Source organism: Bacillus sp. M13(2017), assembly GCF_002218325.1.
In the GTDB taxonomy this organism is placed as follows: domain Bacteria; phylum Bacillota; class Bacilli; order Bacillales; family Bacillaceae_G; genus Bacillus_A; species Bacillus_A thuringiensis_K.
In genome coordinates this window covers 59,985-85,431 of sequence record NZ_KZ268507.1, presented here as the reverse complement: position 1 = coordinate 85,431, position 25,447 = coordinate 59,985, and the positions used below count along the sequence as shown (strand labels likewise).

The following is a 25,447-nucleotide window of genomic DNA, read 5'->3' as shown; positions in this document are numbered from 1 at the left end:
ATATGTGTTGATGTGTAGAGATAATAAAATCATATAATTTCGAACGTAGAAATAAATTAACCATCTATCGGTTAAATAGATGGTTATGGAGTGCTGACGCATCGCCATAAAGCTAAAGTTTTACACTATCCATTATGTAAAATAGACGTTATTCTTTTTGTAGAAATATACAGAAAGGATGGCGTTTTGTATGAATCTATCGATTCAGGATGAGTTTCATTTGTTCGCTAAAGAACTACAGCGATATCTATCTCCACATATTCTTCAACAACTTGCACAAGAGACAGGTTTTGTAAAACGTAAAAGTAAGTATGGTGCACGAGATTTGGCTGCTTTATGTATCTGGATTAGTCAACAGGTAGCAAGCGATTCTCTAACTCGATTATGTAGTCAGCTTTATGCAAATACAGCTACACTTATGAGTCCAGAAGGACTTAATCAACGTTTTAACCGATGCGCTGTTTTATTTCTACAGCGTGTATTTTCCCTTTTAATCAAAAGCAAACTAAACGATTCGTCTCAAATCTCAAACCAATACACCTCTTATTTTCAACGTATACGTATTTTAGATGCTACTATTTTTCAAGTACCCAATCATTTGGCTCCTATTTATCCTGGTTCAGGAGGATGTGCACAAACAGCCGGTATTAAGATTCAGCTAGAGTATGATTTACATAGTGGGAAATTCCTCAACTTTCAAATGGAACCAGGTAAAAATAATGATAAAACCTTTGGTACACAGTGTTTAGATACCTTACGCCCAGGAGATTTATGTATTCGAGATTTAGGATATTTTTCTCTAAAAGATTTAGACCAGACGGATCAACGGGGAGTATTCTATGTTTCACGTTTGAAATTAAATAATAGAGTATATGTAAAAAATGAATCTCCAGAATTCTTTCGGAATGGGACAGTAAAAAAGCAATCTTTATATGTTTTGCTTAACCTTGAAGATATTATGCATCAGATAAAACCAGAAGATACTTATGAAATTCAGAATGCCTATATTGGGCAACAAAAATTACCCTCACGAGTTGTAATATATAGACTCACATCAACTCAAATTCATAAACGTAGGAAACAACAAACTTATGTTGAGAAGAAAAAAGGAGTTACATACTCTGAAAAAAGTAAACGTTTAACAGAAATCAATGTTTATATTACCAACATCCCATGGGAAGTTGTTCCGATGGAACATATTCACGATATCTACTCGCTACGTTGGCAAATAGAGATTGTATTTAAAACATGGAAATCTCTTTTTGGTATCAATCGTTGTCATAATGTTAAGCGGGAACGTCTAGAATGTCATCTTTATGGCCAATTAATCGCTATTTTACTTTGTTCTTCAACTATGTTCAAAATGAGACAACTGCTACTACAAAAAAAGAAAAAAGAATTAAGTGAATATAAAGCTATTTACATGATTCAAGATCATCTGTATTTGGCATATGAAGCTCTACAAAAAAGTACTCAAGAAATAACAAAGGTTTTTCTCCATCTTTTTAATCTCTTACAAAAAAACGGACGGAAATCCCACCGGTATGAGAAGAAGACAGTCTTTGATATTCTGGGCATTGTATATGAGTATAGTGGTTTGAGAAGACAAAAGAAAGCTGCATAATTTTTTGAAAATAATGCCTATCTAGGTTTATTTGGCATGCACATTTTTAAGAGTGTACCTCTACTTTAAGAATTTTTTAGTCCTAATGAACGAAAGTTCATTTTGCCTATGTTCTTAAGTTGATGGGCATGGGGTTAATTCACTATGTTAAAGAAAATGATGTTTATGTTAATGGCTCTTACTCTAGTTTTTGTACCAACTCTCGCTTCAGCTGCAACTATAGAGGATGGAAAGAAATACAACGCAACACAGGAGGAATTAGAAGCTCAAGTTAAAGAATTAGAATATATTTTTTCGGTACTTATGGTAAAGGATGATAAAACAGGTAAATATGTTCTTAATAAAGAAGAATTAGCGAAATCTTCATATAACAATGAAGAAAAAGCAGCTATTATAGCTGGTGTTTATGTAATGAATGATGAAGAAATTCCATCTAATATGTACTCTAGTAACGTTTGGGAAAGATGTTGGCAGGATGCATTAGGTATTAGTAAATCATATTTTAATCAAATAAAATCGTATCTTAAGAAAGAGGATTACTGGGGAGCATTAGGAATGCTTTCGTTGCTTGGGCTACCATATAAGCCTGCGTTGTTATTTGCTTTTCCAGTAACTTGCGGGCCAGCTCCAGCTTATATTGCACCTAACCCTCATGAATAATAAGCCTGATATCTTATAAGTAAATGAACTAAAATTAGAATCTCTTTTGTGAATCTATTGATGCAAAAGAGATTCTTTTATCTTTTTAAACAAGTATTTCTGTTAAATATGAAAATATTAAGTATATTCTGTTGAAAAAAAGTAGATTTGAAGTAAGTTAAACTTTCATATGATATGCTTATTCTATACTAACTAATTTTCAGGTAAGGAGTTGATCGGTTATTACTAGTATAGAGAATATATTTAATGTTTCTGTATTCTTAATGCTTTTATCTACTTTTTGTTTTTATCTGTATTTACGAAAAATAAAAAGAGAAAGAAAGCTCACTGGTTTCGAATTTACAATGTATATCATAACACAAGTTAGTTACATTCTTTGGGGAATCTATATTATTTATATAAACTTTGGATGATTTTTTTTGTTTTATGAAAAAAATCTATTAAAAAAGGGTTTGAGATAAATATCAAACCCTTTTGACTATATATAATTATTTCACTGCTTCTTTTAATTCTTTTCCAGCTTTAAAAGCAGGTGCCTTTGAAGCGGCGATTTGCATTTCTTCACCTGTTTGTGGGTTACGTCCTGTACGTGCAGATCTTTCGCGTACTTCAAATGTACCAAATCCAAGAATCTGTACTTTCTCCCCATTTGCTAGCGCAGTTGTTATTGTATCTAAAACAGCTTGTGTTGCTGCAGCTGCATCTTTTTGTGTAAGTTCTGCTTTTTCTGCTATTACTTTTGTTAATTCTGTCTTATTCATTTTTTGCACCTCTTCATATGTAATTAGGTGACTATTATAACGTGTGTATACTTATGATGCAATTAATATTGTGCATAGAAAAAGCCCTAGCAAGAGCTAGGTGACAATTTCTGTGTGGTAGTAAGAAAGAAAATCATGTTCATCGTACAATCTATATTGTAACATCTATATTAAATGATGAAAGGTACTTATTCTAGATGTTCTACTTGTTTCCACATATTCTAAAATAAAAAATATCCCTCTAATTCATTTCATCTTAGAAGGATATTTTCAATCTTTTTCTTTTCGATTATTTAGAGTAGGTTTAGATGAATTTGTAGAAAGTGTTTGCTTTTCTATTTTATCTAATCTCTCATCTAATTTTTCAATAGCCTCTTTTGTTTCCTTCAGCTCTAATTTAATTTCTGTCAGCAAACGGAGTATTGCATCACCTTTTGTCATTTTCAACAGTAATCGCTCCCTTACTTATATTAAAAGTGTTACTGTATATAGTTGAAATTTCAATTAAAATGGAAGTAGCTACACCTAGTCATATTGAATATCCTTTTACTTATTCATAGATATATAATAGCATTGCTATGGAATTTCTAGCAATTTAACAAATTCCCCGAAAGAATTCTCCTTCCTCAAGCGTGTGAAGGGCATAGCCTAACCATAGGTGGGAGATGAATTTCCGTTTGGCGCAGCCAAAAGGCTTTGTCTTTTATTTTCACCTCCGATATAATCAGTTCTATAAAGGGTTAAGATTGGTATATCAATGAAGTTAGATACCAATAATCATTCAGTGTTCTTGTTGTATTGTCACCTTGTATTGGTCGTGAAATACAGAAGAAATGTATTTGATGATGATATGTCGGACTATGCAAAAGACATGTTTGTCCGACTATCTGAAAGCTATAACATCACATTAGTTGAATGGAATCATGATGTAGACCATGTGCATATCTTATTCAAGGCACATCCGAATACAGAAATGACAAAGTTCATTAATGCTTATAAAAGTGCAAGTTCTCGACTAATCAAGAGAGACTTTCCCCATGTGAGAAAAACACTTTGGAAAGAAATGTTTTGGTCAAGAAGCTTTTGCTTGATTACTACGGGTGGTTCACCGATAGATGTAGTAAAGAAATATATTGAAAATCAAGGGAAAAGTGAGGTGTAGGAAATGTTAAAATCATACAAATATCGTATCTATCCAAATAAAGAACAACAAATGTTTTTCTCAAAAACATTTGGGTGTGTTCGATTTGTATACAACAAGATGCTTGCAGATAGAATCAAATCTTATCAAGAATCACAGGATAAACTTGATAAATCTGTTAAATATCCTACGCCTGCACAATATAAGGCTGAATTTCCATTCCTAAAGGAAGTTGATAGTCTTGCGTTGGCGAATGCTCAAATGAATTTAAATAAAGCATACGCTAACTTTTTCCGTGATAAATCTGTTGGGTTTCCAAAATTCAAAAGTAAGAAAGATAACCATCGTAGTTATACAACAAATAACCAAAAAGGCACGGTTTACATTGAGAGTGGTTATATCAAACTGCCCAAACTAAAGACCTTGGTAAAGATTAAACAGCACAGACAATTCTTTGGATTAATTAAATCTACTACAGTGTCTCAAACACCTACTGGTAAATACTTTGTATCGATTTTAGTAGAAGAAAATGAGCAATTGTTTCCTAAAGTTGATGCAAAAGTTGGTATTGATGTTGGGCTAAAAGACTTTGCAATATTGTCTAATGGCAAGAAATATGAGAACCCTAAATGGTTAAGAAAAGCCGAAAGAAGATTAGTTCTTCTGCAGCGCTCTTTGTCGCGTAAAAAGAAAGGTTCAAACAATAGAAACAAGGCCAGGTTACAAGTTGCAAGACTACATGAGAAGATTGCGAATCAACGCAATGATTTTCTTCACAAGATAAGCAATGAAATCACAAACGAAAACCAAGTAATTGTGATTGAGGACTTGAAAGTGAAGAACATGCAAAAGAATCACAAATTAGCAAAAGCAATCAGTGAAGTATCTTGGACTAAATTCAGAGAGCACCTTGACTATAAAGCAATATGGAAAGGTCGCGATTTGATAATCGCACCTAAGAATTATGCGAGTAGCCAATTGTGTTCTTGCTGTGGTTATAAAAATAAGGAAGTCAAGAATCTAAGCCTTAGAGAGTGGACTTGCCCTGAATGCAATAGCCATCATGATAGAGATGTAAACGCAAGTATAAACTTACTAAAATTAGCCATGTAATTGGTATTTTCTTTAGGGGTAGGTACTACCCTTATAGCTTGGTAAATATAGATAGCTAATAAAAGTATCTACTTCCCAAGAAGCCCCCACTTCAAACAGTCCGTAAGGACGTTAAGTGGTGAGTAGTTCACTTGAACAACAATAAACCTCATGGAGTTTATTATTGTGCGACTTTTATTATGATTATACAATCTTTATATAAGGTTATTTATTTTTATGGATTATAACTAAAAAATGAGTGCAAGCACTAGTAATATCAAAGGAACAGTCCCATTGGTTTCTCTATTATTCCTAATCAGTTACATATTATCCTTTAAAAGGGGAAACGAGGTAAAAGACGCTAAAGGAATTTAGATATATAATTGTGGTAAGAAATGCAGAAAGTAGCTAGAAATATTAAAAATAAAAGGTGGTATAAACATGAAATCAACAGGTGTTACAAGAAAAGTAGATGAATTAGGGCGAATTGTTCTTCCGAAAGAGTTAAGAACAACGTTAGGAATTGCAGAAAAAGATCCTATAGAAATATTTGTAGAAGATGAGAAGATTATTTTACAAAAATATAAATCTTATGATGCTTGTGCAATAACTGGTGATATTTCAGAAAAAAATATATCATTAGCACATGGTAAAATTGTTCTTAGTCCAGAAGGGGCTGAACTTTTAATTAAGGAAATCCAGCAACAATTAGTTAAATAAGAATATTCTTCTTTGACTTAAACCAACATGATTCTAAAAACACTACTTTTACAATGGCAAAAATATCAGCAATATTTCATATCACATTCATTTTAGCACAAAAACATCCATTATTCCCTATATATAAATATAAATTCAAGAAAAATACATAATTCCATTTTAGAAAACGAACGTATTTTCGTGAAACGACTTGATTATTTAAGTTAAGTAGGAATATAATAAGAACAAACGTTCTTGTTTTTGAGTTTAATGCACTGTATGGCTGTTTATTTTTCCAAGCAATACAAAATTAATTGTTAATATGAGTTATGCAGACAAAAGAAGAAAAAGATCTTTGGCATTATAAAGATGTAATTATACTATATAGGCTTGTTAGTATAATAAGTTTGATGCATTAAATAAGACATTAGTTGCTACTGATGTATTTAGTTTTAACAATTCAGAGTATTTAGATCGTAATGTAGAGTTTATTATTCACAAATATCAAAAAGGTATGGATGGATAATCCAAACACATACCTTTTCATGAATTTCAAACTTAATTTTTTTACCTTATGATAGAAAGTGCTTCTTAATGAAATATGTATAATCAATAAGAACATCTAGCGCTTCTTGTTGCTTTTCAGCAGGTATATCTGCTAATGCTACTTTAATGGATTCTAATTTACTTTCTAGAGGATTATTTCTTCCGAACAATTCATCTATGGAGATATTGTGTAGCTCTGCAATCCTCATTATCGAATCTGCATCAGGATCAGCTTTTCCATATTCCCAATTTGCATAAGTAGTACGGGCGATGTTTAGGCAATGTGATATATCGGCTTGCGTATATCCTCGTTTTTTTCGCAATTCAGCAAGTCGTTTGCTTAAATGGGACATATCTTTATCTATTCCTTTCTGATTTATAACGTTAGTTTAAAACAGAAAAGGAAAATTGTGTCCCTATGACTAATAATAAGTCATAATTTAAAAAAACTTGTAATAATTAGTTTAAATGTTATGATGAAAGAGAAATATTTAGCGTTCTATGAGCAGAAAAATAGGAAGTCAAACGATACATCAATCGAGTTTCTTCCTATTATATATACTTACTAAAATAATGAATTTCCTATATCTATTGTGGCCAAGTTTTGACGTCTTGTACGTTCTCTTAAATAACGTTCTGTAGTCATGATAGATTCATGCCCTAAATAGTCCCTTATTTTTTTAAGTTCAACACCCTTTTCCATTAAGTAATTAGCCATGAAATGCCTACAGGTGTGAGGAGTAATTCTATCCTGTCGGTAACGCAGAAAAGCTAAATTTGTTTCTTCTATTTTTTTTGCTACGAGAGAAGATAGATAGTCCGCTCGATAATTTGATCCATCAGCTTTAGGGAGAAAGGCAGAGGAACTCGATGCATCCAGTTCTGTTGTTTGTTTACGTAAACGTCGAACATGACATATCGCATCCAATGTATCTTCAAAGATACGAACTTCCCTAATTTTATTTCCTTTACCAACAACACGAAGTAGATAGGCATTTAAAGATGAATGAAAGACCAAGTCTGCCCATTTTGCAGTTGCGATTTCTTCGATTCGTAGTCCTGTTGTAGTTAACAGGAAAAATGCAGTGTAAACAAAATAGTTGGATTTTTTCAGTTCATCTAGTATCTGTGTAACTTCTTCTGGATAAAGGTCACGATTGACTAGCTCTTCTTTTTTTACGGATACTTTTTTAAGGCGACTACTAAAGTTGTCTGAGAGTCCGTTGTTATCATACACATATTTTAAAAACTGCTGAACTACTGTTTTCTTTTTACGTAATGTAGTGGAAGCATATTTTTTGCTTAATTCATAGAAATAGATTTCCATCTCATTATGAGATAACTCTTGAATGGTGCCAATTGTTTCTTTTATGTAACGAAGAAAATGAGAAAGATCGTGCAGATACTGTTGTTTGGTTCGCTCACTTCTTTTTTTCGTTAAAGAAGGCTCATCGTGTAAAAATAAATAAACCAATGATTCTTCACTTAATTGGGAGTAGTCAATATTACGGATACCAAAACCCATAATGTTTTCAAAATGACTGCTATCAAAAAAATCTGATTTTGATTTTACAATTTGGTTATTATGTTCGTAATTTATAATATTCAAATATAAACACAACCTTTTGTAGAATGAAATATTAAACAAATATTTTTAAATAAGTTTTTATGATTCTAATTATACCACAATAAATAAAAGATTATTTATTGTGGTATAGAATGAAATGATTAAATAGATTTATTTTCTTTATAATTTAACGTTTCTGTTTAGATGATGTATAATGGAAATGTTTAATTGATTTTTTTGTACATTTCAATCCAAATGCGGTAGGAGGAGATTTTTTTGACTCATCTTCGTCTGAAAATTTTACAAGAAATCCATAATTTAGAAGATACCCATTGTTCAATTTGCCCTCTGAACAACCTATCAGTGAATTGTACAGATGAGCAAGAACAGGCAAAACAGAGAAACTACAAACATTGTAAAGGTTGTCCCATTTTCGATTCCATCCGAGAGAAAGGAGAGGAATTGAATTCTTTGTCGAAAAAGAGTACATTTAATAAGGTACGAGAACGTTATATGGAAAATCCATTTAAGTATCTTCAGTATAAGGAGTACTCAATCACAGATGTAGTAAAAGAAACAGGTTTAACAAAATATCAACTAAGAAAATTTAAAGAACAGCTAGAATGAAAGTTTCGGATGAGGTGAGAAATGGACTATTTATCTTTAGAAGAGGTATGCGATCGGGTAGGTTTAACAAAAAATCAATTAGGTTATTTAATTAAGTATAAACACATCGAACCTATCAATCTAGATACCTGGAAAGCAGATGGGGGATATTGCTTTGAGAAGGAGGATGTAAAAAAGCTAGAGGAATTATACAAAGATTGTTTAACATTAAAAGAAGCTGCTGAATTTCTAAATAAATCTAAGACATACGTTCATAATGCAGCTAAAGATGGGATATTGCCTTTTAAAGAGATTGCTAAAGGGAAATCTACTGAACGGTTGTACTTAAAAAAGGATTTGGAAATTTTCAAAGAAAGAATTGAAAACAAATCAAAAGAGGAATCGAAAGAAAAAAAGCAGCATTTAAGTCTATACCTTGATGAAAAGGTGTTAGAAGCAATAAAGAAAAAGGCTGAAAAGAAAGGATATAATGGCTACAAGAAGTTTGCTGAAGACATTTTATCTGCAGAAGTAAAAGAAGACATAGAAGAATAGAAATCCCAGAGAGAATAGATCCCTAAAAAACGAAAAAACGTTATAAGGGGTCTATCTTTATTTTTAATTAAACTTTTAACTTTCAAGTGTAATTGCATTACCTAATGACCGAAAAACGATTACAGACGATTTTGAGGGGTCGTTTTTCGGGTGCATTCCTTAAAAAATCACTGTAATTACAAAAAAAGGGTTAATATATATAAATTAGAAAATAGAGGAAAGGGCAATTAATAATTACAAGGGCGTTTTATTTAAAATGAAAAAAGTGAAAAGAAAGATATGAGAGGTAATGATACCAGGATAATAAATATAAAGACTTCATATGGAACTTATTGGGCCTATGAGTAAGCTAGAGAATTTGGGCAGATATACATCGCGGAATACATCAAAAAATATATTAGTTTTATTTCAAATTTATATTCTCAAAAAATAGCATATGAAACTAAGATCAATTATGAAAAATCCAAGAAATATAGTATACATATTTAGATTATAGTAAACTAAAATCTTATAAAACTCTTTAACTAAAAGATTATATACAAACTAAAATTGGACAGATTTTCTATTTTAGGGTGTTGAAGTATGGTAAAATAGAAGTATAACTGTATATCGTGTGAAGGTGGGCTTGTTATTATCCCTTCTTTCCATTTGGAAGGAAAGGGGATGATATAACATGGAATTTTTGTTTGAACTTTTAAAAGAAATTGCAAGAGCAATTGTGCGTGAGGTTTCAGCATACGCACTGAAAAAGCAATTCGAAAAAAAAGACAACAAAAAACCCGCGCTTCACCGACCAAAGTACAAGCGTGGGTCTAAAAGAAAAAGATAATGCATAATAACAGCCACCTTGACAGTAGCAGTTATGAGACGGGATGTTGACAGCATCTCGTCTTTTTTAGTTTATGCAATTCAGTTAAGTACTATACTTTATATATACTGAATATGCATTCAATATATAACTAATCTAAAGTAAACATACCATATTTTTATTTTTTGGTCAACGTTTGGAAATATGAGGGAGTCGGAAGTATTCAAAAGTATTTGCGGAAAGCAGCTCCATATACTTATGAAGGTCCAAATGGCCCGAAAACAATACGGTTAAGAATGGGTGAGTTAGCGGGGGACAAACATCCTGTTACAGGCATTCGGTATGATTTAGATGGTTTCCCTATTTTTAAAGCTGTTTCTGAAGTTAAATTAAAAGAAGCTGATTTTAAAAAATCTAGACCAACACATGATAGAATATGTAGTAAAGCATTATACGAACAAATAATGAAGGACCCTAAGTTAGCTGCAAAATTCACAGAAGAAGAAATAGAGTTATTTAAGCTAGGCGAGGTACCAGAAAATTATACATGGCATCATCATCAAGAAGCAGGACGAATGCAACTTGTTGACTATGAAACGTATAGGAAAACAGGTCACACTGGTGGATATAAAATTGGGGGAAAAGACAGCGATAAGTAAGGAGGAGTATATATGAGCAACGTTACTTGGATTGGAGTAAATAAAAAAGAAATTACAGATGAAAACATTCAGAAAGTAGAACAATATTTCAATATTAAGTTCCCTATGGATTTTGTAGAATGTGTAAAAAAATATGATAGTGGTTATCCAAGACCAAAAATATTTGATGTACCTGGACAGGATGAGAATGTATTTAGTAAGCTTTTAACTTTTGATTTAGAAAGTAGAAATTCAATCATTCAAGTTTATGATGATATAAAAGATAGATTAGCAAATAAAGTATATCCCTTTGGTAAGGATTCATTTGGGAATCATCTGTGTTTTGATTACCGTAGCAATCCTGAATCACCAACAGTAGTATTTTGGGAGCATGAGGAGGAAAACATAGAGGAAGCAATATATCCTGTTTGCTCAACATTTACAGAATTGCTTGCTAGTCTACGTGATTTCGAAGATGAAGAAGATTGAGAGTACTAAAAAACGGCCTAGAATTCTAGACCGTTTTTTTATGATTTACTAATTTTCCAACCTTCGTCAGTTTTCTCTAATTCAATTTCGATTACTTTTTTATAATCGTTTTTAGAATCTTTTTTATACACAGCATCAACAGTTACTGTAGCGATTTCATTTTTCTCTTTAACTTTTCTAATCTTATAGCTTTTAAGATCTTCATTAATTGATTTCATTAATTCTGCATTTCCGCCAATAAAACCAACTATTTTTTTTGCTTCTGGAGTAAATAACTCTCCAAAATCTTTTGCATTTCCATCTTTTGCATCTTCAAAATAAGCTGTAGCAACTTCTTCAGGATCACGATTATCTCCACATGCTGCAAGTGCTGAAATTGATAATGTCATTACCACCATTAACATGATCATACGCATAAATTTGTTTTTCATTCAAACCACTCCTTATATATAATATAATTTCAACTTTTAGAAAGAGCTAAATCATTTGTATAAGTATATAATAATTAAAACTTTAAAACTATATATATTTAAATATAATTTTTATGATATTGTTGTTATTAAAAAGAAGGGCAGCAGGGGGAATCTACCAATTACTATAATATTGATTTCCATTATATACATTAGTATAATAATAATGTCAGCGTTATAGGGGTATAACAGACGACGTTCATTTTTAAAATCATAAAATCGGATTCACTTATATGAAAGATAAAAGCCCTTCTTTAATTAGGAGGGCTTTTATCTTTGCTTGAAGAGTACAGCATATTCATGAGCGGAAATGTAGTAATAGTTATGTATTATGTACCTGCAGGTGTGGTTCCGGAAGGCACGATATGTATTTATCTTTATTGCTTATTCATAATATAATGGTATTATTACCTTTAAAAATTGACTATCTAAGGAGAAAATCACAATGAAACTCAACAAGAAAACTATCGCTTTTACCCTAGCCTTATCAATAGGAGTAGGAGCTTGCGGAATCCCGAAAGAAAAGGAAGTTGATCCGAAAGTATCAATGAATTCTAAAATGGATTACTCAAAAGTACCTTACAAGGAGAGAAGCATTTATGTAGATTATCAGCATGGAGCTATCACGAAAGAGGAAATGACCGAAAAGCAAGCAGATAGCTATGAGAAGGCTAAAAAAATTCTTGAGAAGGACTTAAACTCTGAAGAGTTGAAAGAACTTAACAAACAACGGGAAGAACGCCGGGAGAAGTTTCTAAAGAAGCAAGAACAGAAGAAAGTAGATGACAAGAAGAAAACTGAAGAAGATGCTCTAAAGTATAAGAACCGCCAGGAACGTCTCGACAATCATAAACAAGAAAAGGAACGGAAGGAACTTCAGAAGCGCAATGAAGAGAACGCTGATGAGATGAAACGACAACTGGAGGGATTATCACAATGAAGACACTAAGCACAGCTAGTAAGATATTAGAAGAATGAAATTAAACATAATAAAGTCAGATCATGCTCTGAACAGTCAGCGTTATAGGGGTATAACAGACGACATTCATTCTTTAAATCATAAAATCGGATTCACTTATATGAAAGACGAAAGCCCTTCTTTAATTAGGAGGGCTTTTATCTTTGCTTGAAGAGTACAGCATATACATAAGCAGAAATATAGTAATAGTTATGTAGTTTGTATCTGCAGGTGTTGTTCGAGAAAAAAACGATTTATATAAAATTACAATTAACAAAAAACAGAATATTCATAATCATTATAGGAATTACTAGAACAATAACCTATAATGATACTATGCGATACATTAGATAAATTTCTAAAAATAACTAGACTGAGGTGAATAAAATGCCATTAAAGCTATGGATTAGTCGTGAAGAAGAAGCAGAAATTCCTGATTTTAAAAGCCACGAAGAAGCAAGAAATTATTTTAAAGAAAAGTATGGAGATGCATTCCAACTTTCTGAACCTTTCAGGATAGATGGTGAACAAGTATATTCCTACATGTATATCGTAGATAAGAAGAAATTTAATGAAATGCAAAATTATATGGAAAAGCATAATACACGTCTTATAGACGCTGGAGACCCAGAAACTGAAGGATTCATAGAATCATACCAATCAATTTTGATTTTCGAAGACGGCAGATTAAGCATTACCCACTAAAAATAATAGTCGTATATCATTTAAAGTGAAAACCTGGGAATACACTCTTATTTAAGGCACATATTTTCAGGTTTTTAAATAATTCCCAAAAAATTAAGTGTAGTTCGACTTGTAATCTTAAAGCTATTGATTATATGTTTTCGAAATTTCAATTAACGACGTTCAAATTTATTAATATGAATATCTAAATGTGTTACGATTTGAAGAGGGGGTATGTGTGAATTACGTATAAATACATTAAATTAAGGAGTGAATATCCATATGGAAAATAAGATACGTTCTAATCCAAGAACACCAAAAATATTTATATCATATGCTTGGACATCCGAAGATTATCAAGAAAAGGTCTTTAAATTTGCACAGCGTCTAAGGGAAAGTGGTATTGATGTTGTGGCAGATTTTTGGGATTTAAATCCTGGTAATAGTCTATTTGCTTTTATGGAAAGTATGGTAACAGATCCTACAATTGATAAAGTATTAGTCTTATGCAACAAAATATATGCTGATAAAGCTGCTGCTTATACTGGCGGGGTCGGTACAGAAACACAAATAATAGGACCTCATATATATAATAAAGTGCGACAAGAAAAGTTTATTCCTATCATTCTAGAAAGAGAAGAATTAGATACAGAGTATATACCTGTTCACATGAATGGTTTAATTTATATTGATTTAGATAGGAATTTTGAAAAGGGATTTGAAGAATTACTTCGTTTATTATATAACAAGCCACTATTACGAAAACCAGAATTAGGAACGGCCCCAAGCTATTTATTTGAGGAAAAAAAAACGAGATTTAGGGTAGATGGAATTTTATCCTCTATGCAGGATGCTATTATTCACCGACCTGGAAGAATAGCATCCTTATCTCATGACTATAAAAGAGCTTTTTTAGAGGATTTAGAAACATATAGAATAATGGAATTAACAGCACCATATGATGAGCAAATTTATAATCTAATTCATGAAATGATTCCCTTGAGAAACAACTATATAAAATTTGTAGAGTTATTATGTAGCGATCATACATTATTTGATACTAAGGTACTAACCGATTTTTTTGAAATTCTGTATGTTTATGCTGGTCCATATGGAACAACAGGACCTGTTGAATTTGAACATTATAGATATTTTATCCATGAGCTGTTTCTATATACTACAACAATATTAATTTCTAGAAAAATGTATGACAAGCTTAATGCAATTTGTAAGCATAGATATTTTGTAAAAAATAATAATTACGATGAATTACTAGATGGTAGTTATGGCTTTTTCTATTTTTATTTACATAGCCTAATAGACACTCGAAATAGTAGACTGAAATTAAACCGCACAAGTGTACATGCTGATTTAATCAAAGAGCAATCTTTTTCTTCTGGATACTCATGGGAGAATCTAATAGAAGCCGACTGTATATTATATTGCATAAAAGATATTCAACGATTATTAGGAAAGAAGCAAGAATATAGTAAACGGTGGTACCCTGTAACATATGCTTATTTCCAGTTTTCAGATCCTATATTACCTATACTTCAAAGATTAAAATCAAGAGAGCACTTTAATGAAATAAAAAAATTATTAGGGGTTGAGAGTTTAGAAGAATTAGAAAATGTAAAAAAACTTTCAGCAGCAGAAGAATATAGGTCAAGCATTCCATCAATAAATAATTTACTACCAAATGGATTAGCAATATACTAACCAAATGTGAAATGTAAGTAATTAAAGGGGCTTATTATATGTCAAAAACAATTAACCTAACGAGACTTTTTTCATTGTCACATTCAATGTTAAAACAGCAGCTTGATTACCAAGTTATAAATGGAATTCAGTACAAAAATGATCTGCAAATATGCGCCATATTTAAATATGATTACATAGATTTAAAGAAAAAGAAGTACAATGAATCCTCAGACAAAGAATATATATTAGGATTATTTAAGAAAGGGACCAGAGAGTATATAGAATTACCACTAAAACATAAAAAAACGGAGAAATTTGAATCATTTGAATTGCCACTAAAACTTGATAATAATTTGTACAATGAACTTAAAATTTTTTTAGAAATTGAACAGTCAAAACATGGGGATTTTCATCCATGGCACTTTTTTAAAGCCTTAAATGCTGCCATACCAACAAAAGCTAGTCAAGACAACCTGGATAGAAGGGCTTGCTCATACTCATATCCTACAAGCAAAGATAATGAACATGAAAAAATTTATTTTCTCAGTTTTAGGGATAATGATAAAAGAGGGGAGAAACGTAGTCTAGAAAATTACGCAAAAACACAAAAACTCTTGCCTTATGCTAACAAAATTATAGGAAATAGAAATATATCAGTATGTTTTACTACTGTGCCGAAAGATATTAATAAAGAAATAAAAGAAATGGATTATAAAATAAACGATTTATAAGGTTTATATGTGCTTACCATAAAGTAAACATATCCTAAAATTATTTCTTCATCGAGATATAGGCTTGCTTCATTTGAGTTTAATAAAAAAGGAGGGATAGACATCTTTTTTAATAAAATAAACCGAACTAAAAATCTTGAAAAAGAAACTTTGTCTTTAACTTCTGAATTAAATGGATTAAAAGAAAACAAGATTCATCTAGATGAATCTAAGTGCATTTATACAACTATTAAAAAAGGGATTATTAATAATACGAAATACTGGCTATTAGCAAGCAATGAATCATTAGCGAAATTAGAGAGCATGCATTCCTTAGCTAAATTTACTAATTCACTACAAAAAAAGGTAGAATCCTCTGAAATTCCATTAAAGACACAAGATTTATTTAAAGGGAAAATAAGAGAAGTATTAATTGAACAAAATGGATCCTATGACTTACTTACTTATTTAAGGTATGAAATACATACTAAGAACGAGAAGATAGCAGAGTTTATGATTGGATATTATGGGGATTCAGAAGAGCTCCGCATTTGTACTATTGAAATACTAGAAAATAGTAAGCGAAATATGGGGATTGGTACTTGGATACTTCGTTTTATTTTAGAATTGGGAAACGACTTACAAGTAAAAAAAATATCTGGTGCTGCAAGACCTTTAAATATTTCTGATCCGAATATGTGTCCTTCCAGATTAATGGCGCTTTATGAAAAAAACGGGTTTACTATTCTTAATAAAGATACAGGGGATTTCGAGCTTAAACTATGATATTTGGTTTAATAAAGTTTTACGAATTACAAAATGTATGGGAAAATACTAGTTGCATAATTGTAAAAAGACATGAAAGTAGCAACTAATTTTATAGTATAAAATGCTGAATTATTAACGGATACAGTTCATTTAGTACCCATTTTCTTGTCCTCACATCAAGACAAGAAAATGGGTACTTTTTTAAACTAAGACACCAAAGTGAATACTTTTTAAAAATAGCAATACAGGTAACTAAATTTGTTATAATAAACATTACATTTGAATATTTGGAGGAATTGAATTTTGAATAAGAAATTATTAGTAGCTTTAACATGTAGTACTTTATTTATGGGGATGACAGCGTGTGAATCTAATGATACTGCTAGCAAAGCGGAAAAATTAAAGCAAGAGAACACACAAAAAACAAATGATAAACAGAAAAAAGATACAAAAGAAGATGTACCAGTAAAAGAAATATATACAACTATTAATGCAGGTCCATATAAATATAGTCCTAATGGTACAAATAATGAGCATTTCATAATTTATGATAATGCGAAATTCGAAGATAACTTTGATGGGCTTAAAGTTTATATGAACCAACTATCTTTAACTAATAAAGAAAGGACTTCAAATGGAAAAGACGTGGGTTCCCTCCGAATTGCATTTACAATTGAAAATACAACAAATTCTACTTTCTCTTTTAGCTTTAATAGGATGCGTGCTACTACTGATCAGGGCGAACTATTTGAACCATCCACATTTATTAAACAAAATTTTATAAATCCTACTAAAAAAATAGATGATACACAGGATAATAAAATTGTATTTAATGATTACGGAACAAAAGATTTAGAATCTATACAATGGGTTGATTTCACTTTTGAAATAAATAAACAAAGTCCTGAAATAACAATTGCGAAGACACAAAAATATAAAATTCGATTCAATATAGATCAACATTATGGAGGAACTACAACTAAACAAGAACAGCCTCAAACTTCTTCAAATACGGATGATGTTACATACAAAAATGAAATTAAACCTAAAATTGATTCCATGATAAAAGAGTTTAATGATATATGGAATCAAGAAGTAAAATCAATTTTCAACAAAGAGGGGGAAACTTTGGCAACTATAAACCAAAATACTTTACAAGAACAGATGGAGCTTGTATCTACTAAATACAGGGAATTGTCAAATAAGAATATTAACTTTAATTCCTCTGATAAAATAAATGACCCAACTTTAAAAGAGAAAATAAATAAATTTAGAGAAGAGTTTGGTGCTGCGGCAAATTATAGAGGAAATGCAGCAAATGCTATATTGGAAGGAATACGAGGTTTAGCTCCAATGGAAGACAGAATGAAAGAAGCAAGAAAATCCATTAAAATTTCCGAACAAAAGTTTAATAACGCTTCAACTCATTTAACTGAATTTGAAACAAAACTAAATAGTAAATAGTATAAAAAGAGAGCCATGCTCTCTTTTTTGGTTCTCAGAAAAACCTAATTAAATGTGAAGTTCAACTAAAATTTAATTCTACATAAGTAACAAAAGACGATCATGAAGGATATACTTTTTTGTCTAAAAAGTATCAATTTTCATGTTCTTGTACAGTTATTTCTTTTATTGTTAAAAATATATTTATCTAAATAGAATTCCTATTTTTATTTCATAAAAAAATATCACGACTTCCTTATTACGGTATATAAGATTATTATAATAAATGGAGTATTAATATTTACTAAGTTAATTATTGTAGGGAGAGAATTTAATAGTATGGACATTTTAATAACAATTTTAGTATTTGCTTCAATCGGTTTATTAGTATACTCACTAATACAGAAACTAAGAAAAAAACCAGCTATCATATGGCTTAAAATTGCTGCTATACCATTCGGTCTTGCTTTAATGGTATCTGGATTTTCTATTGGAGTAAGAGGTGGATTTGCCGCAATAACGTTTATTATTGGAGCATGCGCTACAGTAAAACTAATTATACAATTTGTAAAAAAACAGTCGGGAAAATTAAAAACTTTCATTGTGGTTCTTATTGCATTTACCACATATACCATACTAGACATTGTAATTCCATATAGTACAAGTGTTGAAAGTAGCGATAGAAATGTTACAAGTCAAAAGAAACCTGCTGTAGATGTGGGGAAAGTAGATACAAAAGAAGAATCTAGAGAACCTACTCACAAACAGTATAGTACGGAAGAAATTAAATCAATGTTTACTATCGGGATGAGTATAAAGGAATTTGAAGAAAAAAAAGAAGACAGTAAGATAAAAGTTCGAAACTATAACAATTACAATCCAGCCGGATTATACTCATTTGATACTAAAGATGGGCAAATTGTAGTAGTGGTATTAAATGCAAAAGAAGTTACTAAAGTAGAAACATTAACTGACGAAGCTTCTTTAGGAAATTTCATTAAAGAAGAAGAAAATAGAATGAACGAAGAAAAAAGAATTGCTAAAGAAGAAGCTGATAAAAAACTAAAAGAAGCATACGAAAATAACAAACAAAAATTAGAAGGATCTGGTGATTCTGTCACAAATAAAGTCAATCTAAAGTCAGGTTTGGCATTTTTTGATTTTAATAATACAGGTTCAAGAAACTTTATTGTACATTTAAAAAATGCTAGTGGCAATGACGCTGGATTATTAGTAAATACAATTGGTAGCTATAAAGGAAAAGTATCAACTACAATTCCGGCTAGTGGAGAATATTATTTAGAAGTGAAATCGAGTGGCGATTGGAATGTAGCAATAACGCAAGAAACACCACTTGTATCAGAATCGGTTCCAGGGACAATTAACGGGCATGGTGATGATGTAGTATTCATTAATATCCCAAGCGGAAATCATATTGTTAAGTTAAAGCATACAGGTTCAAGAAACTTTATTATTAAAGTGAATGATCAGAATTTATTAGTGAATAAAATTGGTTCTTATGAAGGTTCTTCTTCTCACGTTTTCAAAGATTCAGGGATGTATAGTTTTGGAGTAAAAGCAGATGGAGATTGGAGCATTACAATAGAATAGTACTATAAGGGTGGCCACAAATATAGTTATAGCTTTAAAATGAAGTTTAAATTAAAAACCTTCGTTAAATTTAATGAAATATTGATTTAAGACGTTTTTGGGGGAGTCTTAGATTAAACCCTTGTATAATAAATAATTTTATATGACTAACACGAGAATCTATTTTGATTAATCTTTTTTCAAAATGGATTCTTTTTCTTTATCGTAAAACATGTTTTTATGCAGAAGGAAATGAAACTGGATACTAATTAATAACGTAAAATATCTAATTACCAATAAAGAAGATTCGTTTAATACTTGTTTTCTTGTCCAAAAACAATAATAAAAACAGAAGTATCCACTTTCTTGTCTAAAAAGTATCCATGTTCATGTCCTTGTTGTAGAAGGACATGAATCTCTAAACTAAAATCGCATTAACAAGCAGGGTGAAGTAGCTACTTTTATGAATTTTGTAGGTACTTTCATGTCCCAGAAAAGAGACATGAAAGTCTAAACTTTTTGAACTAGGGACAAGAAACCTTAAACTACTTAGCTTATAATAAAATATCCATGAAAGTATTCTAAATAAATAGATTTATAAAAAAGACAAGAAGCTTCTTAATTGTAAGAAGCCTCTTGTTTTTTGCTTTAGACAAAGCAAATTTATATCAATTTTAAATAACTAACACAACCATAGATATTAGAGAACTAGGATCTATATACTTATTAGTATAGGGATTTTCCCATTGGAAACCTAATATTTATTTTGCCAACTTTTCAATGATTGGAGCTTTAGCAGATAATTCACCAGTTGCCATATTACTCATAAAAGATGCCCCATAAATAGTAACTGTATCTCCAATATTTATATTTTGTAAGACTTCAGAAGAAACGGTAGCGCTAACCGTCGAACCTTCACTAGAAATTTCAATAGTGTCCTTTGTTTTATTGATTACACTTCCAGTGTGCATTTTATATTGCTTTTTTAAAACGTTTTCTTCATTTTCTTTTTGAACAATAGCATATTTAGCGGTAGCTGGATCACCTGGTATTGAGCCTATAAACATAGGAGCATAAATGGTAACGGTATCCCCAATCTGAATGTCTCTAAGGATCTCAGGGGAAGAAACGATAGCGTATACACTTGAGTTTTCATCAGAAACCACTAAACCTTCTTCTGTTTTTTCAATTACTTTACCTGAACGTTTTTGATGCTGATTTAGAAGAATATTAGTATTGGTATAGTCTTTTTCTTTTAATTCACTATTCAACTCTCTAGACAGTATATCGGTTTTAGCAGTAAGTTGAGCGGCTTCAGCTCGTGTGATGAATCTATTTGGTTGCCAGCCGTTATCAGTACCATTTGAAATTTTTAAGTCAATTAAAATATTGGCATACTTTTCTCCCCAATGCCCCTTTAAATCCTCAAATTTACTTTGGCCATTATCATTTGTTGTACTTTGTAGTTTATAAGCATTTACAAGCATCGTTGCTATGGCAGCGCGAGTTACTTTACCAGATGGATTGAAGAGGCCATTCCCTTCTCCTTTAATAATGCCAGCTTTTTCAGCTGCAGCAATATACGGAGCGCCCCAGTGGTCTTGAGAGTCTGTAAAAGAAGGTTTGGCTTTTGGTTCAATTTCTATTCCTAAAGCTTTTGTTATAATTGTTGCAGCGGAAGCTCGATCTAACGTAACGTTTGAGCCAAAAGTGCCATCTGGATAACCAATTAAGACTTGTTTATCCACTAAGTAATTGACAGATTGCTCTGCCCACTTTGGAACATCAGGAAACTTTCGAGTATCCGCAAAAATACTAGAAGAATAGGATAATATAGCCCCTGCGAGAAGACCTGTTGTGATTAATTTGCGCTTCATAAAAATATACACCTCTACCAATCTATTGTATTACCAAATTGAGATTTTTTATTTTTATATTTATATGTTTGTGATGATGCTGATATTAAATAGACATCTATTCAATTCGGTGTAACGATTATAGTTACTTGTATGCACAAGTGTCAATGAATAACATTTACATAAATGCTTGAAATTTACATAAATAATAAGTATATATTAATTTTATTAAATAAAAATTAATATAATGTTGACGTATTAATATAGGCTTAATTATAATAAAATTGACAACACGAGATTACAAGTGTAATATTCAGTTGTGGATTACAAATGTAATACAAAGAGGTGTAATTATAAACAATGAATGAATTACCAAAAATTTCAGAAGCTGAGTTAGAAGTTATGAAAGTATTATGGTCAAAATCTCCACAAACGGCAAATGAGGTGATTGTAGCGTTAGAGGTGAAAATGGATTGGAAACCCAAAACGATTCGAACGCTGATTAATCGATTAGTTCACAAAGAAGCAGTAGCTTACCATCAAGATAAAGGGCGTTTGTACTCTTATTATCCTTTAGTATCGCAAGATAGTTATTTACAAGTAGAAACGAAATCTTTACTTAAACGTTTCTATGGTGCAGCATTTAAACCTTTACTTGTAAATTTCTTAAAAGAAGAAAAGCTGTCTTCAGAAGATATTAACGAACTTAAACGTATTCTGGATGAGAAAACTGAGGAAAATCAGAGGAAGGATAGATTATAGTGATAGAAAAATTTATAAATATCTATCTACCTGCTTTTTTTGATTGGATGATTGAGACCACTATTATGGCTAGTATATTAGTGGGCCTAATCTTATGTATTAAGGTCTTGTTTAGAAATAAGTTAACTCCACGTTGGCAATATATGCTGTGGATCATATTAATTATAAGACTTGTATTACCTTGGTCGCCAGATAGTTCCTATAGTATCTATTCTGTTCTTACTTACAAGAGTGATGATGCATTCATTTCTAGCCAAAACCCTGTAGCTAGTTTTCTTTCAAAAGAACGCATGCAAGAATTGAAAGGTAAAGACGATACAAAGATTCTCACAAAAGAAGGTACTTATACCTCAAGTTCAACAAAAACTAATCAGGCAAACAAGACACAAACACACAATAATGAAAAGCATGCTGATGAGACGATTTCGTTTTATACAGTCTTTATATGCATTTGGCTTACTGGCGTTATCCTTCTAAGTGTTGCTACTTTTATAATGAACAGGCGTGTATTACTTTACATAAAAAAACAACCTGTTATTACAGACGAGAAGATTGTCCAGATTTTTGAAAAGTGTAAGCAATCTATGTCTATTCAACGGAATATCCCTCTATTTGTATCTGGAAAGGTTTCCAGTCCAACAGTGTTTGGATTTATTCGTCCCAAGTTGCTATTGTCAACTGTACATATGAAAATATTAGATGAGCAACAGTTACGATATATTTTTTATCATGAATTGGCTCATATCAAGCGAAGAGATGTTGGTGTGAACTGGCTTATGCATGGCTTACTCATTTTAAATTGGTTTAATCCAATTCTATGGTATGCCTACTCATGTATGCGGGAAGATCAAGAACTAGCATGCGATGCATTAGCTCTTACATGTATAGATGCAGAGGAACAAATTGCGTATGGACATACTATTATTAGTCTATTGGAACACTACTCAAGTTATTATCAAGTACCAAGTATGGCAAATTTCAGTAAAAACAAGAGAGCGTTAAAAAGGAGAATTCTAATGATTAAAAAATTCCAAAAAAAATCATATCGTTGGTCTGCGATAGGGGCTGTGGCAATTATTGTCGTTTCATCTGTATCCTTATTAAACGCCCGTGCTGATAAGCCGACTAGCCCTGAGAAACAACAAATAGAAGTGAAAAATAATATAAAGGAATTAAAATCACAATCCGATATTCCTATACAGCAAATTGTAGAAAAAATGATTGGTACAAAAGAACAAGCAGAAGCAGAATTTTTTATTTCAGAGGGAGATTATAATACTTTACTTACAGAACTTGGGGTGGCACGAAATCTGTTTACGAAAGAAGAATTTGAACGATTTATTGATTTAGAAACAGTGGCATCTACTTTAGGTAGAAAAGAAAAGTTAGACCCAGAAGAGGAAAAAAAATATGAGAAAAACAGTGAAGAAATTGGACCATTTAGAGATAAAATTTATTCGCATTTTAGATTAACTAAAAAGGAAGCACAGAAATATCTTGATTTTCCAATTAAGACCCCAAGTTATGTGGTAAAAGGGTATAAATTAACTGGACAAGATGTTCAAACACCGATGACTACTGAAAAAATGAATCCCACTATTGTTTCTCAATATCAAAATGAAGATAATGTGTATTTAGTGTACCAAACTGCAGATACTGATCAGGGAGAAAATTTGTCGAACAAAGTAGCGGAGTATAATGAAAAGGTAACAAATTATGAATTAGAAGGTGCAAAAATAAGCTTAAAAGAAAGTCTCGATACAGAGGAACACTATAAATTCATGCAAATGATTGTTCCTGCAAAAGGAAAGAATAGCGCTTATCAAGTCATAATTCTTGCAGGTGATTTAAGTAAAGAAGAAACAGAGAAAATTATGCTGTCCTTTCTAAAATAAAAATAGAGTCTCAGGATCCCGTTCTTGAGGCTATATTTTTTAGCTTAAACGAAACCTATAAGTGGGAAGAGAAATTAGTATAGTCTATATAATAAAAAAGTAAAATGATATTTAGTTTTGCTAGCTTGATTGAGGTGGATAAAAAATAAAAATTTAAAACATAAATTGAATCTAGGTAGGTATATTGTATGGAGAACAGGAGGGAGTATAATTCAAAAAGAAGTAATGGAAGAATACTAGCAAATGGTGATGTATTTTATCGCTATCACCTGGATCTCAAGTAAAACCTCATCATTTAGATATAGTTTTACTTGAGATGAAGCGGTTTGAGGTAGCAGATTCATATTAAAGCCAATTCCAGTGATCCATCTAAATTAGGAGAGAATAACTCATACTGTCAACTGATGCGAAAACGTGGAAAAAGAATCTACTTAGAAGTAAAGAGATTACTGTTATTGAATATACAACAGACTATAGTAAAGCGGTAGAAAAAGAAGAATACAAGCTAATAATGTATTCTTAAGTTTTTAAAGGACGTGAAATGAATATGAAACCAGTTTTAAAATATATAATTATTTCCCTTGTTTTTTCAATAGTAGGGGTGTGTTGGGCGCTGTTTGACATCTTTATGTTAGATGCAGACTGGCTATTGACTTGGATAGGTGTATTAATGGCATATCTATCGTTGTATATCGTGATAGGTCTATATAGTAGAAAATCGTACGACTCAAAATTGGCTAAAGTGCTTCTAAAAACAATAATTACAACCTTTAGTTTTGGAGCATTAGGAATATCATTCGGAGTTGTACACATGATATTAGGACCATTGAGCCTTACTTTAATGACATGGTATTGGTTTATAATGCTATTTTTATATTTAATACCCATAATATTATTAATGATTTTAGTATTGGTAAATTGTAAAAATCATAATTTCCCTGGGGTATATAGTATACTTATACTTGTAAATATACTTCTTACGTTATGGCCGTTATTATGGCCGTTATTTATTACTTTTATGGGTTCTGGTATGAATGCAAGTGCAGGATGGTAGCAGCTCCACAAATTATAAAAGGGTTAAAAGAAAAAGGTTATGAACTTGAAGCTTATAACCAGAATAATCATTTTCCAATAAACTTCTGGCATGATAACCGAATATAAAAAATTATTTATTAGTTAAATGAATGGAATAAGAAATTAATGCAGGGTTTAAATATTTGTAAGAGCGTGTTTAGCAAAACATATAACAACACACTATTTTAACTGGCTATTTTTTATTATATAAATTTAAAAAATAGTATTGATTAAATGAAAAAGAGAGTTTTGCTCTCTTTTTTTGCATTTCAGCAAAACCTAATTAAATGTGAACTGAAAATTCATTTGGAATTTATATTAGTAGCGAAAGATATTCAAGAAGTATCTAC

General features: G+C 31.2%; 24 protein-coding genes and 3 pseudogenes. 21 read left to right on the top strand and 6 right to left on the bottom strand.

The genetic code is table 11. From position 1 onward, the window contains the following. Positions 1-190 precede the first annotated feature (190 nt). Both CGQ22_RS18715 and CGQ22_RS18710 read left to right on the top strand, forming a co-directional pair. The gene (locus CGQ22_RS18715; RefSeq protein WP_089149115.1) at positions 191-1,624 is read left to right on the top strand and encodes an IS4 family transposase; all 1,434 of its coding nucleotides are present in this window, start codon (positions 191-193) and stop codon (positions 1,622-1,624) included. Between the two features lie 144 nt (positions 1,625-1,768). Beyond that, the gene (locus CGQ22_RS18710; protein ID WP_089149114.1) at positions 1,769-2,284 is read left to right on the top strand and encodes a hypothetical protein; all 516 of its coding nucleotides are present in this window, start codon (positions 1,769-1,771) and stop codon (positions 2,282-2,284) included. Between the two features lie 488 nt (positions 2,285-2,772). Here CGQ22_RS18710 and CGQ22_RS18705 read toward each other — a convergent pair whose 3' ends face one another. Together CGQ22_RS18705 and CGQ22_RS32050 are read right to left on the bottom strand one after the other, a co-directional pair. Beyond that, positions 2,773-3,045 carry an HU family DNA-binding protein gene (locus tag CGQ22_RS18705; protein WP_089149113.1) on the bottom strand — a complete coding sequence of 91 codons (273 nt, stop codon included), beginning with the start codon at positions 3,043-3,045 and terminating at the stop codon, positions 2,773-2,775. 270 nt (positions 3,046-3,315) lie between these two features. Next, positions 3,316-3,492 carry a hypothetical protein gene (locus tag CGQ22_RS32050; RefSeq protein ID WP_175423377.1) on the bottom strand — a complete coding sequence of 59 codons (177 nt, stop codon included), beginning with the start codon at positions 3,490-3,492 and terminating at the stop codon, positions 3,316-3,318. Between the two features lie 310 nt (positions 3,493-3,802). Between CGQ22_RS32050 and tnpA the strand changes: the two genes are divergently transcribed. From tnpA to CGQ22_RS18685, 3 genes are all read left to right on the top strand, one after another. Beyond that, positions 3,803-4,207, top strand: coding sequence for an IS200/IS605 family transposase (gene tnpA, locus CGQ22_RS18695; protein ID WP_000762772.1), 405 nt, complete (start codon positions 3,803-3,805; stop codon positions 4,205-4,207). Positions 4,208-4,210: 3 nt separating this feature from the next. After that, entirely contained in the window at positions 4,211-5,299 is a 1,089-nt protein-coding gene (gene tnpB, locus CGQ22_RS18690; RefSeq protein ID WP_000920508.1) for an IS200/IS605 family element RNA-guided endonuclease TnpB, read from the top strand. A 420-nt stretch (positions 5,300-5,719) separates the two neighbouring features. After that, positions 5,720-5,998, top strand: coding sequence for an AbrB/MazE/SpoVT family DNA-binding domain-containing protein (locus tag CGQ22_RS18685; RefSeq protein WP_000843058.1), 279 nt, complete (start codon positions 5,720-5,722; stop codon positions 5,996-5,998). Between the two features lie 551 nt (positions 5,999-6,549). On the opposite strand, the gene CGQ22_RS18680 is transcribed toward CGQ22_RS18685, so the two are convergent. Next, on the bottom strand, positions 6,550-6,876 hold the full coding sequence (locus CGQ22_RS18680; protein WP_000019021.1) for a helix-turn-helix transcriptional regulator: 327 nt from the start codon (positions 6,874-6,876) through the stop codon (positions 6,550-6,552). A gap of 212 nt (positions 6,877-7,088) precedes the next feature. Continuing rightward, complete coding sequence (locus CGQ22_RS18675; RefSeq protein ID WP_001021538.1) at positions 7,089-8,132, bottom strand: tyrosine-type recombinase/integrase; 1,044 nt, start codon at positions 8,130-8,132, stop codon at positions 7,089-7,091. Positions 8,133-8,366: 234 nt separating this feature from the next. Here CGQ22_RS18675 and CGQ22_RS18670 point away from each other — a divergent pair, with 234 nt between their 5' ends. The 5 genes and pseudogenes from CGQ22_RS18670 to CGQ22_RS18655 all read left to right on the top strand — a co-directional run bounded on the left by CGQ22_RS18670 (position 8,367) and on the right by CGQ22_RS18655 (position 11,186). After that, positions 8,367-8,717, top strand: a complete 351-nt coding sequence (locus tag CGQ22_RS18670; protein ID WP_089149112.1) for a zinc-finger domain-containing protein — start codon at positions 8,367-8,369, stop codon at positions 8,715-8,717. A gap of 21 nt (positions 8,718-8,738) precedes the next feature. Then, positions 8,739-9,251: a helix-turn-helix domain-containing protein gene (locus CGQ22_RS18665; RefSeq protein WP_089149111.1), complete on the top strand. Its 513-nt coding sequence runs from the start codon at positions 8,739-8,741 to the stop codon at positions 9,249-9,251. Positions 9,252-9,924: 673 nt separating this feature from the next. Then, on the top strand, positions 9,925-10,080 hold the full coding sequence (locus CGQ22_RS32045) for a hypothetical protein (RefSeq protein ID WP_175423383.1): 156 nt from the start codon (positions 9,925-9,927) through the stop codon (positions 10,078-10,080). 170 nt (positions 10,081-10,250) lie between these two features. Further along, positions 10,251-10,718, top strand: a pseudogene (locus CGQ22_RS18660) (HNH endonuclease); the annotation flags it as partial. Positions 10,719-10,730: 12 nt separating this feature from the next. Further along, a complete protein-coding gene (locus tag CGQ22_RS18655) occupies positions 10,731-11,186 on the top strand; it encodes an SMI1/KNR4 family protein (protein WP_089149109.1) in 456 nt (151 codons plus the stop codon). A 38-nt stretch (positions 11,187-11,224) separates the two neighbouring features. On the opposite strand, the gene CGQ22_RS18650 is transcribed toward CGQ22_RS18655, so the two are convergent. Further along, a complete protein-coding gene (locus CGQ22_RS18650) occupies positions 11,225-11,617 on the bottom strand; it encodes a nuclear transport factor 2 family protein (protein ID WP_089149108.1) in 393 nt (130 codons plus the stop codon). A gap of 484 nt (positions 11,618-12,101) precedes the next feature. Between CGQ22_RS18650 and CGQ22_RS18645 the strand changes: the two genes are divergently transcribed. The 7 genes from CGQ22_RS18645 (at position 12,102) to CGQ22_RS18615 (ending at position 19,531) form a co-directional block, all read left to right on the top strand. After that, complete coding sequence (locus CGQ22_RS18645; RefSeq protein ID WP_089149107.1) at positions 12,102-12,596, top strand: DNA ligase; 495 nt, start codon at positions 12,102-12,104, stop codon at positions 12,594-12,596. A 405-nt stretch (positions 12,597-13,001) separates the two neighbouring features. Then, the gene (locus CGQ22_RS18640) at positions 13,002-13,319 is read left to right on the top strand and encodes a hypothetical protein (RefSeq protein ID WP_089149106.1); all 318 of its coding nucleotides are present in this window, start codon (positions 13,002-13,004) and stop codon (positions 13,317-13,319) included. 261 nt (positions 13,320-13,580) lie between these two features. Further along, a complete protein-coding gene (locus tag CGQ22_RS18635; protein ID WP_089149105.1) occupies positions 13,581-15,017 on the top strand; it encodes a toll/interleukin-1 receptor domain-containing protein in 1,437 nt (478 codons plus the stop codon). Between the two features lie 38 nt (positions 15,018-15,055). Next, a complete protein-coding gene (locus CGQ22_RS18630; RefSeq protein ID WP_089149104.1) occupies positions 15,056-15,730 on the top strand; it encodes a DUF6037 family protein in 675 nt (224 codons plus the stop codon). A 150-nt stretch (positions 15,731-15,880) separates the two neighbouring features. Further along, positions 15,881-16,495, top strand: a complete 615-nt coding sequence (locus tag CGQ22_RS18625) for a GNAT family protein (protein WP_089149103.1) — start codon at positions 15,881-15,883, stop codon at positions 16,493-16,495. A gap of 285 nt (positions 16,496-16,780) precedes the next feature. Further along, positions 16,781-17,941 (top strand): ribonuclease, encoded by a 1,161-nt coding sequence (locus CGQ22_RS18620; RefSeq protein ID WP_089149102.1) that lies wholly within the window; start codon positions 16,781-16,783, stop codon positions 17,939-17,941. A 318-nt stretch (positions 17,942-18,259) separates the two neighbouring features. Next, positions 18,260-19,531, top strand: coding sequence for an O-antigen ligase family protein (locus CGQ22_RS18615; protein WP_089149101.1), 1,272 nt, complete (start codon positions 18,260-18,262; stop codon positions 19,529-19,531). A 746-nt stretch (positions 19,532-20,277) separates the two neighbouring features. Here CGQ22_RS18615 and CGQ22_RS18610 read toward each other — a convergent pair. After that, positions 20,278-21,387 (bottom strand): annotated as a pseudogene (locus CGQ22_RS18610) (S-layer homology domain-containing protein); the annotation flags it as partial. A 339-nt stretch (positions 21,388-21,726) separates the two neighbouring features. On the opposite strand from CGQ22_RS18610, the gene CGQ22_RS18605 reads away from it, so the two are divergent. The 4 genes and pseudogenes from CGQ22_RS18605 to CGQ22_RS31505 form a co-directional block, all read left to right on the top strand. Then, complete coding sequence (locus CGQ22_RS18605) at positions 21,727-22,128, top strand: BlaI/MecI/CopY family transcriptional regulator (RefSeq protein WP_089149099.1); 402 nt, start codon at positions 21,727-21,729, stop codon at positions 22,126-22,128. Continuing rightward, complete coding sequence (locus CGQ22_RS18600; RefSeq protein WP_089149098.1) at positions 22,128-24,023, top strand: M56 family metallopeptidase; 1,896 nt, start codon at positions 22,128-22,130, stop codon at positions 24,021-24,023. Before CGQ22_RS18605 ends, CGQ22_RS18600 begins: the two co-directional genes overlap by 1 nt. 547 nt (positions 24,024-24,570) lie before the next feature. After that, positions 24,571-25,077 carry a DUF3902 family protein gene (locus CGQ22_RS18595; RefSeq protein ID WP_139032847.1) on the top strand — a complete coding sequence of 169 codons (507 nt, stop codon included), beginning with the start codon at positions 24,571-24,573 and terminating at the stop codon, positions 25,075-25,077. Next, a pseudogene (locus CGQ22_RS31505) lies at positions 25,077-25,184 on the top strand (polysaccharide deacetylase); the annotation flags it as partial. The gene CGQ22_RS18595 and the pseudogene CGQ22_RS31505, both read left to right, overlap by 1 nt. Positions 25,185-25,447: the final 263 nt, after the last annotated feature.